Here is a 14,837-nt window from a genome sequence, read left to right on the forward strand (position 1 = left end):
AACCTCACGCTCGCTCACTCGGCCGCGCCCCCCCAGCCGCGGGCACCCGACGGTCGCCCGCCCGCCCCCGCTGCAACCTCACGCTCGCTCACTCGGCCGCGCCCCCCAGGCGCGGGCACCCGGACACCCGTCCGCCCCCTCCGTCGCGCTCGGCTTGTCATTCCTGCGCCTCCATCCGGTGCACACCGAGGAGACGGCGGCACAGCTCCGGCAGCGGCGGGATCACCCGGTTGAACTCCTGCGTGATGCGCATCCGGATCGTGGTGAACACGTACACCCCGTACACGCACGCCAGGTAGACGTCGGCTCCGAAACCGCCCCGGCCGATGCGCGTGAAGCCAGCCGCCTGCCCGGTCTCGTGCACAAAGGCGGTCGCCTCCCCGACCCGCAGGTAGCTGGCGCCGGCGCTGCCACCGTCGAGATCGAACTCCTCCATGGTGACCAGCGGCAGCGCGCCCGTGCGCGTCGCCGGGTCCCACACCCACCGCGTCCAGAGCCAGTAGCGCGTGGGATCGGTGTAGTGCAGACACTCGCTCGCCAGGTCGAAGCGGAGGTGCTGCGGGAGGGGATCGAGGCCATCCACGAAGGCCTGGAAGCGCTCGCGGAGTGGCGCCCGGCCGGCCAGCAGCTCGTGGATGCGGAGCCCCAGGTGCTCGGCCCCCGGCTGCGCGAACAGCTCGCCCACCCGCCGGCGGGTGGCGAAGACGCTTCTGAGGACCGCCCGCAGCGCGTCGGGGGCGGGCGGCCGCCCCGCCGCAGGATCCAGCAGCGCGCGGAAGCGCGCGTGCTTGGCCTCGAGCTGGTCGGCGATGCGGCCCAGCTCGTCGAGGGTGATCTTGGCGAGGGCCTCGCGCATGAACTCCTGCGCGGCCAGCGTATCCACCACAGGACTGGTCACGGACGAGCGTCCCTCGCAGCCAGGGGCCTCCGGCCGGTCACCATCTGCGGTGTCATCGCGCGGAGGTCATGCGGGCGTGGCGGCGGATGGTGGCGACGGCCTTCATGGTGGCGGCTCCCGCCATCCCCATGGTGTCGTCCAGGTCCTTGGGCCCCGCGGCGGCGCCCGCGACGAAGATCCCCGGCACCGACGTCGTCACCGGGTCCAGCGTGTCGTGGGCGACGTCGATGAAGCCGTACTTGTTCTGGCGCAGGCCGAGGGTGCGCGCCACGGCCTTGGTCCCGGCGCTGGGCTCCATGCCGTTGCTGAGGATCACGATGTCCATGGGGACCTCCATGGGCCGGTTCATCGTGGTGTCCTCGCCCCGGACGATCAGCCGGTCGCCCTTCAGGACGACCTCGGAGATCACGCCCTTGATGTAGTTGACCTTGTGCTTCTCCTGGGCGGGCCAGTAGAGGTCGTTCTCCCAGTAGCCGTACATCCGCATGTCGATGTAGAAGATGAACACCCGGCACTGCGGGAGCCTCTCCCGGATCTCGATGGCCTGCTTGGAGGCGATGCCGCAGCAGACCTTCGAGCAGTACTCGTTGCCGATGTGGCGGTCGCGCGACCCGACGCACTGGATGAAGCAGACGCGCTCCGGCGGCTGCCCCGTCGAGGGCCGGACGAACTTCCCCTCCTTCAGCATCTTCTCGGCATCCGTCAGCGTGATCACGTCGTCGTACATGTAGTACCCGTACTGCTGGGTGGCCCGGCCCGGGTCGAAGTGGTCGAAGCCCGTGGCGACGATGATGGCCCCGGCCGAGACCCGCTCCTCGGCCCCATCTCGCCGGAGCGTCACGGCGAAGTCACCGGCTGCGCCGGTGATCCCCGTGACGGTGGTGCCCAGGCGGACGTCCACCAGCGAGTCGTTCGCCACGGCGGCGACCATCTCCCCCATCACCTCCGCCGCATCCCGCATCCCGTGGGTGAGCGCCGCGTAGTGGGCCGAGATGGGCGTGCCGCCGAGCGCGGCCCGCTGCTCCACCAGGACCGCCTTGCAGCCGAGGTCGGCGGCGCCCCGCGCGGCCTCGAGCCCCGCCGGGCCGCCCCCGATGATCAGCAGGGTGTCACTGGCCATCCACGTTCTCCTTGTCTTCCTACTCGAGAGGCGCCGGAGTCCAACCGCGGTGTGCCGGGCCAAGGAACGAGGCAGACAAGGCCCACTGCTGGGCGAGCCGCAGGCGAGGCGAGCGAAGGTGGAAAGAGGGGCGGGAGCCCCGCCGGCGCGGGCGCGAGGCGTACTCCCTGTACGTTGAGCGCCCGCGCCGACCGAGAACATGGCTGGGCGAGCCGCAGCCGGAGGCCAGGCGAGCGGACACGGGAAACGGGCGAGCGGGAGCGAGCCATGGCGAAGTTCATTGGACCGGCACTACCCGGCGTCGTCCCAGGTGAGGTAGGTCCCGGGATTCGCCTTGAGCCGCGCGACGTCGTCCTCGAACTCGCGCCAGCGCTCGCGCCAGTCGATCCCCATCTTCTCGAGCAGCGGCCGGTAGTCGGCGGCGTGCCAGTGGAGCTGGCAGACCCGGTACGGGTGCGCCCCCATGGCGAGCGCGCAGAACTGGGCCTCGGACAGGACGGGAATGGCGGCCTTCACCCCGGTATGCGCCTGCGCCGCGAACTGGCTCTTGTCCAGCGTCGTCACGCAGCCGGTGTCGTGGGTCAGCGTCACGTCCGGGTTCACCTCGTCGCGCATGGCCTCGATCTTCTGCTGGACGGCGAACGAGCGGCTGAAGTCGCGCTGGACCAGGATGTGGCGGAAGCCGAAGCCGCAGCAGTCGAACCAGGTGGAGTAGTCCCCCACCGTGACGCCGAGCGCCTGCGCAACACCGGTGACGATGGCCGTCCGGTGCCCGCCGTACACGTCGGGGTCGTAGATGGCGTCCTCCTGCACCAGCTTGTAGTAGTGGCACGCCGGGTGGACGGTGGCCGTGATCCCGGAGAGATCCACCACCTTGCGCTTGGCGATCTCGTGGCGGACGGCGTAGATCCACTCGCTGTAGTGCACGATCTCCTCGGGCATCACCAGCGGCTTGCCCATCTTCTTCAGGATCTCGCGCACCTGGTCGCGCAAGGCCTTGTGATGGACCATCTCGGCGCGGACCTCCTTGTAGTGCCCGTAGGAGGTGGCGCAGTGGATCAGCGGGTAGTAGCCGGACTGGTGGGCGGCGGCGAAGTTGCGCAGGGCGACGGCGGCCTGGGCGGCCTGGTTCGCCGTGGCCGAGGCGTAGTAGTTCCAGGCCGTGCAGGAGGTCTGATCGCGGGGGTCCTCGTACTCGAGCCCCAGCTTTCGGTGCAGCCAGAAGATCGCGGTGGAGTAGCCGGGGATGTGGCCGCACTGCCCGCAGCTCTTGTGGTGCCAGGTGTGCCCGAGGGGGACGCGCTTGACGCCGCTCGAGCGCGTGGGCACCTCCAGGTGCGGCTCTGGCACGCGCTGCACGATCCACTCGCCCCGCTCGGCCAGCTCGAGGGTCCGCTCCCGGAGGCTCTCGGCGGCGTCCTCGGGGCGGCGCGCAAAGGGTCCCTTCCTCGCCTGGGTGCCGGGCTGGATAACGGGGAGGTTGATGGGCATGGCGTCTCCCGAGGCGCTCACGACAGGGGGTATCCCGCCTCTTCGAGCTTCTCCTCCATGACGTCCACGAGGATCATGTGGAGGCTCTCGTCCAGGGTCCGGATCATGTCGAGGACGCCGGTGAGGTGCCAGATCAGGTAGAGCTCGGTGAGCGTCTTGTCGTCCACTTCCCAGGAGGTGGACGTCGTGTGCATGGTCTCCGGCGGCATCGCCCGGCGCCAGACCTCGAGGTTCTCGGCGGTCTCCCGGGCCGTGGGCCCCCAGTCCGGGAAGGCCTCGGGGCGGATCATGTCCGGCGAGACCTGGGTGCCCGTGGACATGATCTTGTAGATGATGCGGCTGTAGCCCTCCAGCGCCTGCTGGGCGGAGTGCAGCCCGTTCCGGACCGCCACCTCGCGCATGATCGTGACGATGCCGCCGGGGTTGTTCTTGCGCGGGCACCTGAGACACGAGAAGCACTGGGAGCACTCCCAGATCTCCCCGTTCATCTGCTCCCAGACCAGCTCCACGTCCTCCCGCGCCACCGCCTGGGCGATGCGGCGCGGGCTGAAATCGTAGAAGCGGGCCGAGGGGCACACCGCCACGCAGATCCCGCACTCGTAGCAGCCGTAGAGGTAGTCCTCGAAGCGGAGGTCGGCCTTGACCGCGGCGAAGAGGCGCTCCTTCTCGGCGTACGGGACCTCCGCGGGCTTCCCTCCGGGCCCCGGCGCCTCGCGGGCAAGGGATTCCGCGAGAGGCATCAGAAGCAGATGACGCGGTCGGATTCGAGGGCCATGTCGTTGAAGGCGGCGCCGCCGATCATCTCGACGCCCTCCATGAGGTCCTCCATCTTGAGGTCGTTCAGGTCCAGGCTCGGCTGGCAGACGTAGAAGCGGACCCCGAGGTCCCGGGCCTGGTCCATGAAGTGCGAGAGGGTCGCCCCGCCCGGCTTGACCCGCAGCGTCTCCGGCGTCCCCCGCCGCAGGAGGGTCGGCGCGGTCTGGGTGAAGTAGATCCTCACCTCCACGTCCATGGCCGCCGCCGAGGCCGCGAGGAAGAACACGGTGGCGCTCCGGCCCGGGGCCTCCACGCCGCTGGTCTGGACGTACAAGATCCGCTTGACCCCGCCGTCGCTCATGGGAGGGCTCCCCTATTTCGTTCGCGCCGCGGCGAGCATCTTCAGCTCCGCCCTCACCTCGGTGTCAGGCATGGCGCGCCCCCTCAGCCCGCCCGGCGCATCAGCAACCGGCCCTGCCGGGCGTGCTCCGCCAGGTGCTTGGCGAGGACCCCGCGCATGGCCGAGCAGAGGTCCGTGATCTCCGGAAAGGTGAGCCGGTAATGCACGTGCACACCGTCCCGGCGGACCGCGACGACGCCCCCCTTGCGGAGAATGGCCAGATGCTGGGAGAGATTGGTCTTCGAGACCCCCAGGTCCGTCAGGAGCGCGCCGTAGGCCACCTCGCCGCCCCCGATCCGGCTGAGGATCCGCAGGCGCGTGGGGTGGGCCAGCACCTTGGCCATCTCGGCCTGCAGCTCGAAGAGGCGGTGCTCCGACTGGCGCGCCACGGATCCCTCCGGTGAAGAGTTGCGCTGTTTCGCAACTCAAGTGGGAGCGTAGCCGGGCACCCGCGGCCTGTCAAGGGGGAATCGGCTGGCGCGCGGCGTCAGGCGGCGAGGCGCTGCCGCACGCGGGCGAGGATCTCCTCGTCCCCTCCCTCGAGGTGCACGGGCGGGGGCAGCGCCGGGGGCGCGCACTTGAGGCCGCAGCCCGTGAGGATCATGACGACCCGGTCCCCGGGCCCCGCCTCGCCGCTGTCCCGCAGCTGCAGCAGCGCGGCCAGCGCCGCGGCCGCCTCGGGGGCGACCCAGATCCCTTCGGTCCGGGCCAGGAGGCGCTGGGCCTCCACGATCTCCCCCTCGCTCACGGCCCGGGCGCAGCCGCCTGTCTCCCTGAGGATGGCGAGCATCTGCCGCCCCGCGAAGGGGCCGGGGACCCGGAGGCCCGCGGCGTGGGTCACCGGGTTCTCCCAGAGCGCCGTCGTCTCCGCCCTGTCGTTCCACGCCTTCACCACCGGGGCGCACCCCTCGGCCTGGACGGCCACGAAGCGGGGCTGGCGTGTCTTGAGCCAGCCCATCGCGGCGAGCTCCTCGTAGGCTTTCCAGATGCCCACGAGCCCCGTGCCACCTCCGGTGGGGTACATGAGGTAGTCGGGCGTCTCCCACTGGAGCTGCTCGGCCAGCTCGAGCCCCATGGTCTTCTTGCCCTCGAGGCGGTAGGGCTCCTTCAAGGTGGCCAGGTCGAACCAGCCGAGGCGGGGGGCGACCTTGGCGATCAGCTTGCCGGCGGTGGCGATGGAGCCCTCGACCGTGAAGACGTGCGCGCCGGCGAGGACGGCCTCGGCCACGGCCGCCTCGGGCGTGCCGCGCGGTACGACCACGGCGACGGGGATCCCCCCGCGGGCCCCGTACACGGCGGCGGCACCGCCGGCATTGCCGGCCGAGGGGATCATGAGCCCCTTGACGCCCAGCGTGCGCGCCCGGGTCACCGCCATCCCGAGGCCGCGCGCCTTGAAGGAGCCGGTGGGGTTCTGCCCCTCGTCCTTGGCCCAGAGGTGTCGCATGCCGAGGTGGGCGCCGAGCCGCGGCAGCGGGAGGAGCGCCGTGCCGCCCTCACCGAGGTCCACGGCCTCCTCGGCCGGCCCCAGGGGGAGGAGCTCGCGGAAGCGGTACATCCCGTGCGGGCGCCGCCCGACCGCCTCCTTGGTGACGGAGGCCGCGACGGCGGGAAGGTCGTAACGGACGGCCAGCATCTGGCCGCAGCCCTCACACACGGTGAGGAGCCGGCCGGCCTCGTGCCGCCGGCCGCAGACCGTGCACTCGACGTGGGTGACGAAGGAGCGGCTAATGGCTCTTTTCTTTCTCGGCCCGGGCGGCGGCCACCACCTTCTCGGCGGTGTGCGCCGGCACCTCCTCGTAGTGGGAGAATTCCATGGAGTAGCCGCCGCGCCCGCCGGTCATGGAGCGCAGGCTCGACTCGTAGGTGAGCATCTCGGCCATGGGCGCCTGCGCCCGCACCGCCACGATCTCGCCGTCGGGCTCCATACCGACGATCCGCCCGCGCCGCCCGTTGAGGTCGCCGATGACGTCGCCGGCATTGTCGGCCGGGGCCGTCACCTCCACGTTCATGATCGGCTCCAGCAGGATCGGATGCGCCTCCATGAACCCCTTCTGCAGCCCCATGGAGGCGGCGATCTGGAAGGCCATGTCCGAGGAGTCCACGTCGTGGTAGGAGCCGTCGTAGAGCGTGACCTTGAGGTCCACCACCGGGTAGCCGGCCATGATGCCGCGCTTCATGCAGTCGCGGACCCCCTTCTCCACGGAGGGGATGAAGTTGCGCGGGATGGCGCCGCCGAAGATGTCGTCCACGAACTCGAAGCCGCCGCCGCGCGAGAGGGGCTCGATCCTGAGCCACGTGTCGCCGTACTGCCCCCGCCCGCCCGTCTGCTTCTTGTACTTGCCCTGGACCTCCGCGCGCCCCTTCACGGTCTCCTTGTAGGGGATGCGCGGGGGCAGGACGAGGACGTCCACGTTGTACTTGCGCCTCATCCGCTCCACCGCCACCTCCACGTGGAGCTGGCCCATGCCGGACACCAGGAGCTGCTTGGTCTCCGGGTCGTAGTGGTGGTGGAGCGTCGGGTCCTCCTCGGCCATGCGCTGCAGCGCCGTCGAGATCTTGTCCTCGTCCCCCCGCGTCCGCGGCTGGATGGCGAACGAGATGGCCGGCTCGGGAAAGGTGATGCCGGGGAGCACGACGGGGGCGGCCTCGTCGCACAGGGTGTCGCCGGTCAGCGTGTCCTTGAGCTTGGTCACGACGCCGACCTCCCCGGGGCCGAGCGCCTCCACGGGCTTCTGCGTCTTGCCCATGAGCCACCCGAGATGGCCCACGCGCTCCCGCGCCTCCCGGCCGGCGTTGAGCACCTGGCTGTCCGAGCGGAACGTCCCCGAGTAGACGCGGAAGACGGAGAGCTTCCCCACGTGCGGGTCCGAGATGGTCTTGAAGACCAGCGCCGACAGCGGCGCGCCGGGGTCGGCGGCGCGGCGGACGGCGGCCTTGGTCCTGGGGTCGATGCCCTCCACCTCTGCCCGCTCGGCGGGCGAGGGGAATTCCTGGATGATCAGGTCCATCAGCGCGTGGACGCCGATGCTCCGGGTGGCCGCGGCGGCCAGCACGGGCACCAGCGCGCCCCCGGCGATGGCGCGGCCCAGCGCCTTCACCATCTCGTCCTCGCCGATGGCGCCCTCCTCGAGGTACTTGGCCAGGAGGTCGTCGTCGGTCTCGGCCGCCGCCTCGGTGAGCTTCTCGCGCCAGGCCTTGGCCGTCTCCATCACCTCGCTCGGGATGTCGGCCTCCTTGACCTTGCCGTCGGCCAGAAGGAGGGCCTTCATCTTGATCAGGTCCACGACACCCTTGAAGTCGGCCTCCCCGCCCATGGGCACCTGGAGCGGGCACAGGCGCCCTTTGAGGCGGCGCTGGAGCGATTCGAGCGAGCGGAAGAAGTCGGCGCGCTCCCGGTCCATGCGGTTGAGCACGACGACGCGGGGCAGCGCGTAGTCGTTGGCGATCTTCCAGACCTTCTCCGTCTGGACCTGGACGCCGGCCACCGCGTCCACCACCACCACGGCGGCCGACACCACGCGGAGCCCCGCGCGGGCGTCGGAGACGAAGTCGCCGTACCCGGGCGTGTCCACGAAGTTGAGGCGATGGCCCTTGTAGTCGCAGTAGGCCACGGCCGTGCTGAGCGAGATCTTGCGCTTGATCTCGTCGGGGTCGAAGTCGGTGGTCGTCGTCCCGTCGTCTACCCGGCCGAGCCGCGTGACGGCACCGGCCGCGAACAGCATCGCCTCGACCAGGGAGGTCTTGCCCACCCCCCCGTGGCCGACGATGCCGATGTTGCGGATCTTCGTGATGTCCGTGGCCATGCCTGCCTCCCCTTGCGTCCCGACATGCGGCTGGATCGACCGGAAGAAGGAAGACGGACGTTGCGCGACGGCATGCTACCACACCGGATTGGGCCGTTCCATAGGCCCGCCGGGCTACAGCGGCTGACGCACGCGGAGGAAAGAACCGAGCGCGAAGGTCCGGCGGGCGCGGGCGGGCGAAGCCCGGGCGCCCGCGCCAGGTCAAGACCGCGGGCGTGGCGACAGCCCGGGTGCCCGCGCCGGGAAAAAACTAGGGCGCCACCACCTTGTTGGCGAGGACGCCGATGCGCTCGACCTCGGCCTCCATCCGGTCCCCCGCCTTGAGGAAGGCCCCCGTGGCGGCGCCCACCCCCTCCGGCGTGCCGGTCGCGATGACGTCGCCCGGCAGGAGCGTCATCGCGCGCGACAGCACCTCGATGCACTCGGCCACCGGGAAGATCATCTTGGAGGTGTGGCTCGACTGGCGCACCTGGCCATTGACGCGGAGGGCGATGGCGAGCGCCTGGGGATCCGGGATCTCGTCGGCCGTCACGAGCACCGGCCCCATGGGGCAGAAGGTGTCGAGGGACTTCCCCTTGAACCACTGGGTGTGGCGCTTCTGCAGATCGCGTGCCGTCACGTCGTTGATGACCGTGTAGCCGAAGACGTGTCCGAGCGCCTGGGCCCGCTCGATGTCGCGCCCGCCCCGGCCGATGACAGCGGCCAGCTCCACCTCGTAGTCCAGCTCCTGGGTGACGGCGTGATGGACCACGGGCTCGCCGGGACCGACCACGGCGGTGGCGGGCTTGGTGAAGTACACGGGGTGCTCCGGGACGGCGGCGCCGCGCTCCGCCGCGTGGTCGGCGTAGTTGCGCCCGAGGCAGAAGACGTTGCGCCCGGGCACCGGGATCGGGGCCAGCAGCCGGACCCGCTTGAGCGGGTACGCCAGCTTGCGCCGCGCCAGCTCGTCCAGCGCCTGCTGGTCCACCAGGCCCCGGCCGTATTCCCAGGCCTCGCGGGCCAGAGCCAGCGCCCCCTCCCCGCCCTGGATCAGCTCGAGCAGGCTCTTGGGAAAGCCGCCGCGCCCGCGCCGCACGGTCCCGCGCTGAGCAGCGAGGTCCCTGGCGAGCCCGCCGAGATCGAGGACCGCCTCGTGCCACACGGCCCCGACCTTGGCTTGACCGCGTCCCCGCCGGAAGGTCACCAGATGCATGCGCTACTCCTCGCTGACGCGCGCGCCGCTGCGGGGCGGCGACGTCTTGCCGGCGGCCCTGGCGACCTCCTCGAGCTCCCGCGGCAGCCCGAAGCGCACGTCCTCCTCGACGACGTGAACCTCCTGCACCGCGACGGACTGCACCCGTCCGAGGGCCTCGACCACCTCGCGGACGAGGAACTCCGGCGTCGAGGCGCCCGCGGTGACCCCGACGCGGCTGGCGCCGCCGAGCCACTCGGGACGGATGTCGTCCTTGTCGTTGATCAGGTAGGACGGCGTGCCGAGCCCCTTGGACACCTCCACCAGCCGGTTCGCGTTGGAGCTGTTCGCCGCCCCGATGACGAGGAGCAGGTCCACCTCGGCCGCGACGGTCTTCACCGCGGCCTGCCGGTTCTGGGTCGCGTAGCAGATGTCGTCCTTGGCGGGCCCCACGATTTTCGGAAAGCGCCTGCGGAGCGCCTCGATGCAATCGTGCGCGTCGTCCACCGACAGCGTCGTCTGGGTGAGATAGGCGACCTTGTTCGGATCGGGCACCCGGAGCCGCTCCACCTCCTCCGGATGCGCGATGAGGAACATCCGCTCCGGGGCCTCGCCCATCGTCCCCACCACCTCGTCGTGGTCGGCGTGCCCCACGAGGACGATCGAGTAGCCCTCGCGCGCGTAGCGCGTCGCCTCGAGGTGGACCTTGGTGACTAGCGGGCAGGTCGCGTCGATGACCCGCAGGCCCCGCCGCTGGGCCTCGGCCCGCACGGCGGGGGAGATCCCGTGGGCGCTGAAGATGACCGTGGCGTCGTCGGGCACCTCGTCCAGCTCATCCACGAAGTGCGCGCCCTTGGCCCGGAGCGCCTCCACGACGTGGCGATTGTGGACGATCTCCTTCCTCACGTAGATGGGCGGCGGGCACACCTGCAGCGCCAGCTCGACGATGTCGATGGCGCGATCCACGCCGGCGCAGAACCCGCGGGGGCCGGTGAGCACGATCTCCTGGAGCTGCGTGACCGTCATGGCTTCCTCATGGGACGACTCAGGCAGTATACCGGACCCGGGCCGGCGCCTCAATTTCATGGCGCAATCGCCCCACGATCACCAGCTTCGGCTTCTCGCGCGCCCTGATCGATTCGGCACCGAGGTGGGGCGCGACCATCCCCCCGTGCGCCCGCCCTCGTGCGGGCCAACCCGCGCAACGGCCGGAAGTCGGTGCATGTCGGCTCCGATGCCTGGTACCTCGAGGGCCTGGGGATCGACGAGAGTCGATCGGTCAAGCCTGGCTCAGCGCAGGCCGCCAGCGATCCGCCGAATCTCAGCCGGCGTGTGCTCGCCTCCGAGCGGCGTCCCCGGCACCAGATGCTTGCCCATGGCCAGCCCGCCGACGAGAACGGGCTCGAACCCGATCTCACGAATGAGGCTCTGGGCGACCGCGATCGCCTTCGGATCGTCGCCCGCGATCGGCACCCCGACCGGGTCGCCCGGGCGATGTGCGAGCTCGGCCAGCCTTCGAGAGCCGATCGCATTGAACGCGCGGACGATGCGCGCGCCCGGCAGCAGTCTGGCGGTCACCAGCCCGGCTCCCCCCTGCTCGCCGACCCACTTGACGAGCTCCTCGCCGTCGCGCCGCGCGATCGGATTGCTCACATCGATCACCAGCACCTTCTTGGCGAGGGCGCCTGCATGGGCCTTGCCGATCTGCTCCATCGCGGTGTAGGGGATGGCGATCACCACGACATCGCCGAACGCGATCGCTTGCTCGACCGTGCCGGCCTGCGCGAGCGGCCCGAGGCCGGCGACGAGGCCCTTCAGCTGCTCGGGATGGCGCGAGGAGAACATCACGGGGTGGCCGGCCTTGACGAACAGCGCGCCGAGCGCGCCGCCCTCACGTCCGGCACCGACCATGCCGATCTTCAACGGCGAGCCAGCCGTCTGCGCCCGGGCGACGCGCGCCCGAGCCGTGACCGCGAGCCCGGCCAGGCCGCTCCCTGCAATGCGCATGAACTCCCGGCGCGCGTGATCAGCGAAGGGGTCGCTTGCCATGTTCGTCTCCTCCGTTCTGACGGGTGCTGGTGGGGCTTGCCACCCCGGTCTCCGGCGCCTGCATGCGGAGGGTAGCAGAGGGAAGCCCTGACGTCCAAGACACGCATGGCCGCTGCGCATCATCGACTTGGTCATCGACCCCCGGCGGCTCGGCCCGTCCCGGCCGCCCGGGAGAGGGGTCGCTCAGGGCCGGAGATCGAACTCCACGCGGGCGGCGCCGCCGGCCTCGACGAGGGGAGCGCGCCGGGCGGCGCCCGCCAGCCGCCGAGCGTCGAGACCGCCGCCTCGGGTGAGTTCCTGGCGGACGACCTCGAGCCGGCGAGCGCCCAACGACTTCAGCGCATCCGCCGGCATCGTCTCCCCCGTGGCCAGTTCGGCGAAGAGCGCCTCGAGAGTCGCCGGAAGCGGACGCTCGGGCCACCGCTCGCGGTACTCGCGCCGGGCGGCCTCGAGCGGGTCGGCGCCAGCCGGCGAGGCCGGAGGAGCCGCCAGACGCGCCAGCACCTGCTCGCGCCTGAGCGCGTCGATGTCGGCCTGGGTGAGGATCGGTTCGAGGACCACGCTCACCGACGGGGCGCCGCGCAAGAACGCAGCGACGCGCCCGAGGTGGGGCGGCATCGTTGGTCCGAGGCGAGCCGTTCCGGGCTCGAAGACGACGGGAGTGATCGCGACGGCTTCCACCTTCGAGTCGTCGCTGAAGAAGAGGGAGCCGATGCGGCTGAACGGCAGGGCGAGCAGCCGGATGGCGAGGTTGCGGACCGCGCCCCAGACTGCCTCCTGAAAGTCGAACGTCCGTGAGCTCACGTCGCCGGAGACGGGGATGGAGAGCCGGATCTCGCCGCGCGCGTCCTTCAGCAGCGACACCAGAAAGCCGAAGGGCAGCCCGAGGCGGCGTTCGACCTCGTCGCGTTCGTCGGCGCTCGCGACGTCGAGGTCGCGAATCACGAGGTCGTGCCGCGCATCCAGCCGGGTCCCGGTCAGCGTGTAACCGGCGGAGGCGCTGACGCTTCCCCGCGTCGCCGACCACGCGGTGAACCGATCGAGGTACGGATTGGCGCGCGGGATGATGAAGTCGCGCAAGTCGACCTTGAGGTCGAGGTGCGTCGGGTCTCCGTGGGCGCCATCGCCGGCGAGCTTGAACGAGCCGCCGCCGACGGTGCCACGCGCCGTGAACTGCGCGCGCCGGCCCGGCGTCGTCGTCAGTCCGGTGAAGACCGCTTCCACGTCGGACAGCTCCTCGGCGTAGGGCGGCGTCGTGGTCTGGTCCACGAAGCGCGCGGAGGCCCGCTCGAGGCTGAACGTCGCGACCTCGATCGTCGGCGGCCGGGCCGGGGCCGTCGCCGCTCCCGTCGCCGGCTCCGGCGCCGGCCGAGCGCCGGCCGGCTCGGTCACGGTCCAGCGCAGCGTCACCAGCCGGCGCAGGAGGATCTGGCCTTGCGCGTCGCGCTCGATCAACAATCTCGGGCGCCGGAACACCACGCTCCGGAGCGTGATGCGCCGCGGCCAGTCGACGTCGATTCCCGCGGTGTCGACGCGGCCCACCGTGACCACCGGGCGATCCCCGTCGCTCAACCTGAAGGACCGCAAGCGCGTCTGACCGGAGAGCTGGACGGTGACCGGTTCCAGCGTGATCTTCGTGGCCAGCTCCCCCGTCACCTGCCCGACGACCCGTCCCTCGATCGGCAGATACGGCTGGGCGGGCGCGAGGGACACGCCCTCGAGGACCGTGCGCACGTCGAGCCGGACCGGACCGAACTCGAGCGTTCCGGCCACGTCGAGCCGGCCCGCCACCGGCGTCGGCGAGGTCAGGGCGATCTTCACCGGGCCGCGTGACGGCCAGGTGAAATTCTCGACGACGAGGCGGGCGCCGGCGACATCGAAGCGGGCGGGTGGCGTGATGGCGCCGTCGACGACCGTGACCGCCTGCTCCTCGAAGATCGCCTCCCGGAGGCTGAACGCGAAGGTCGACCCGGCGCCCGCAGCCCCGGCGGGGGAGCGCGCGCGCGTCGCCGCACCGCCAGCGGGAGGACGTTCGAACAGCGTGCGCAGGAGGAAGCGGCGCTGCCGGTCGCGCTCGATGAGGGCCCAGGAGCGTCGAACGCGGACCTGGTCGAGCGTGACGCGATCCGGCCACGCCGCGTCGATTCCCGTGAGGTCGAGGCGCTCGACCGTGAGCACGGATCGCTGACCGTCGGACACGGCGAGGTGTCGGAGGCCGACATCGCCACGCACGCTCAGTCTCGGCGTCGGCGACAGAGGCCCGGCCACCGTCAGGGTCGCGTACACGCGCGCGCCGACGCTCGCGCGGAAACCCAGGTACGGCTTGAGCAGTGAGAGATCGGCGTCCTCGAGAGCAAGCTTGACGTCGACGCTCGCGGGCTCGGCGCTCGCGGTGCCCTCGACGCTCATCGTCCCGCCCGCGGGCAGACTGGCGGCGAGCACGAGCTGCGCGGGCGCCGACGGGGGCCACGTCACGTTCCGCGCCGTGAGGTCCACGCGCGGCAGGCCGACGCGCGTGGGCGCGGGCCCCCCGTCGTCGACGACGGTGGCGCTGCCGTTCTCGACGACGATCTCGCCGACCGCGATGGTGGGGCGCGGCGCGCGCGCCGTGCCGGCCGCCGGCGTCGACGACACGCCTGCCGGCTCCGGCACGCCCGCCGGCGGTGCCGAAGCGAAGCGGGCCGCCAGCGGGAATCCGCCCTGGCGGTCACGCTCGATGAGGGCATAGGGTTGCCGCAAGCGGAGCTGGTTGATCGTCACGCGCTCCGGCCACTGCGCGTCGAGACCCGTCGCGTCGATCCGACGGAGGGAGAGCAGTGTCCGGTCGCCCTCGACGAGGGTGAACCGACCGCCGCCCACGTCGCCGCGCACGCGTGCCGTCAGCGAGCCGGCGTAGGCGACGCTCGCCGTCACGCTCGCTCGCACCCGGCCGCCGAGCCCCCTCGCGGCGGGAACGTACGCGCCGAGCGGGGCGAGGTCCACGGCTCTGAACCGCACGCCCAGCTCCGCCGTCCAGGCGATCGCAGGGGGCGGGGCGGTGAGCTGCGCGGCCCCGTTCGCGTCCAGCTCGCCGCGGTCGCGGAAGCGCGCGCTCAGCTCGACGCGCGCGGGCCCGCGCACCGGCCACGTGAGACCCTCGCTGGTGACGC

12 protein-coding genes are annotated in these 14,837 nt (G+C 71.5%); all 12 read right to left on the bottom strand.

Going from position 1 to position 14,837, the window contains the following annotated elements; translation table 11 throughout:
• Positions 1-157: 157 nt before the first annotated feature.
• Positions 158-898, bottom strand: coding sequence for a hypothetical protein (locus tag HYV93_12625; protein ID MBI2526813.1), 741 nt, complete (start codon positions 896-898; stop codon positions 158-160).
• 52 nt (positions 899-950) lie between these two features.
• Positions 951-2,018 carry a CoB--CoM heterodisulfide reductase iron-sulfur subunit A family protein gene (locus HYV93_12630; protein MBI2526814.1) on the bottom strand — a complete coding sequence of 356 codons (1,068 nt, stop codon included), beginning with the start codon at positions 2,016-2,018 and terminating at the stop codon, positions 951-953.
• 291 nt (positions 2,019-2,309) lie between these two features.
• Positions 2,310-3,509 (bottom strand): heterodisulfide reductase subunit B, encoded by a 1,200-nt coding sequence (locus tag HYV93_12635; protein MBI2526815.1) that lies wholly within the window; start codon positions 3,507-3,509, stop codon positions 2,310-2,312.
• 17 nt (positions 3,510-3,526) lie between these two features.
• Positions 3,527-4,249 carry a 4Fe-4S dicluster domain-containing protein gene (locus HYV93_12640; protein ID MBI2526816.1) on the bottom strand — a complete coding sequence of 241 codons (723 nt, stop codon included), beginning with the start codon at positions 4,247-4,249 and terminating at the stop codon, positions 3,527-3,529.
• The gene (locus HYV93_12645) at positions 4,249-4,626 is read right to left on the bottom strand and encodes a DsrE family protein (GenBank protein MBI2526817.1); all 378 of its coding nucleotides are present in this window, start codon (positions 4,624-4,626) and stop codon (positions 4,249-4,251) included. Before HYV93_12645 ends, HYV93_12640 begins: the two co-directional genes overlap by 1 nt.
• Before the next feature lie 83 nt (positions 4,627-4,709).
• The gene (locus HYV93_12650) at positions 4,710-5,054 is read right to left on the bottom strand and encodes a winged helix-turn-helix transcriptional regulator (protein MBI2526818.1); all 345 of its coding nucleotides are present in this window, start codon (positions 5,052-5,054) and stop codon (positions 4,710-4,712) included.
• 98 nt (positions 5,055-5,152) lie between these two features.
• On the bottom strand, positions 5,153-6,394 hold the full coding sequence (locus HYV93_12655) for a threonine synthase (protein ID MBI2526819.1): 1,242 nt from the start codon (positions 6,392-6,394) through the stop codon (positions 5,153-5,155).
• On the bottom strand, positions 6,390-8,468 hold the full coding sequence (fusA, locus tag HYV93_12660; protein ID MBI2526820.1) for an elongation factor G: 2,079 nt from the start codon (positions 8,466-8,468) through the stop codon (positions 6,390-6,392). Before fusA ends, HYV93_12655 begins: the two co-directional genes overlap by 5 nt.
• A gap of 250 nt (positions 8,469-8,718) precedes the next feature.
• A complete protein-coding gene (locus HYV93_12665; protein ID MBI2526821.1) occupies positions 8,719-9,660 on the bottom strand; it encodes a fumarylacetoacetate hydrolase family protein in 942 nt (313 codons plus the stop codon).
• Positions 9,661-9,663: 3 nt separating this feature from the next.
• Positions 9,664-10,665, bottom strand: a complete 1,002-nt coding sequence (gene ispH, locus HYV93_12670) for a 4-hydroxy-3-methylbut-2-enyl diphosphate reductase (GenBank protein ID MBI2526822.1) — start codon at positions 10,663-10,665, stop codon at positions 9,664-9,666.
• A 264-nt stretch (positions 10,666-10,929) separates the two neighbouring features.
• Positions 10,930-11,688: an NADPH-dependent F420 reductase gene (locus HYV93_12675; protein ID MBI2526823.1), complete on the bottom strand. Its 759-nt coding sequence runs from the start codon at positions 11,686-11,688 to the stop codon at positions 10,930-10,932.
• A 183-nt stretch (positions 11,689-11,871) separates the two neighbouring features.
• Positions 11,872-14,837 (bottom strand): DUF748 domain-containing protein (locus HYV93_12680; GenBank protein ID MBI2526824.1); only part of this gene is annotated, 2,966 nt, incomplete at its 5' end.

The organism is Candidatus Rokuibacteriota bacterium (genome assembly GCA_016188005.1).
Lineage (GTDB): Bacteria > Methylomirabilota > Methylomirabilia > Rokubacteriales > CSP1-6 > UBA12499.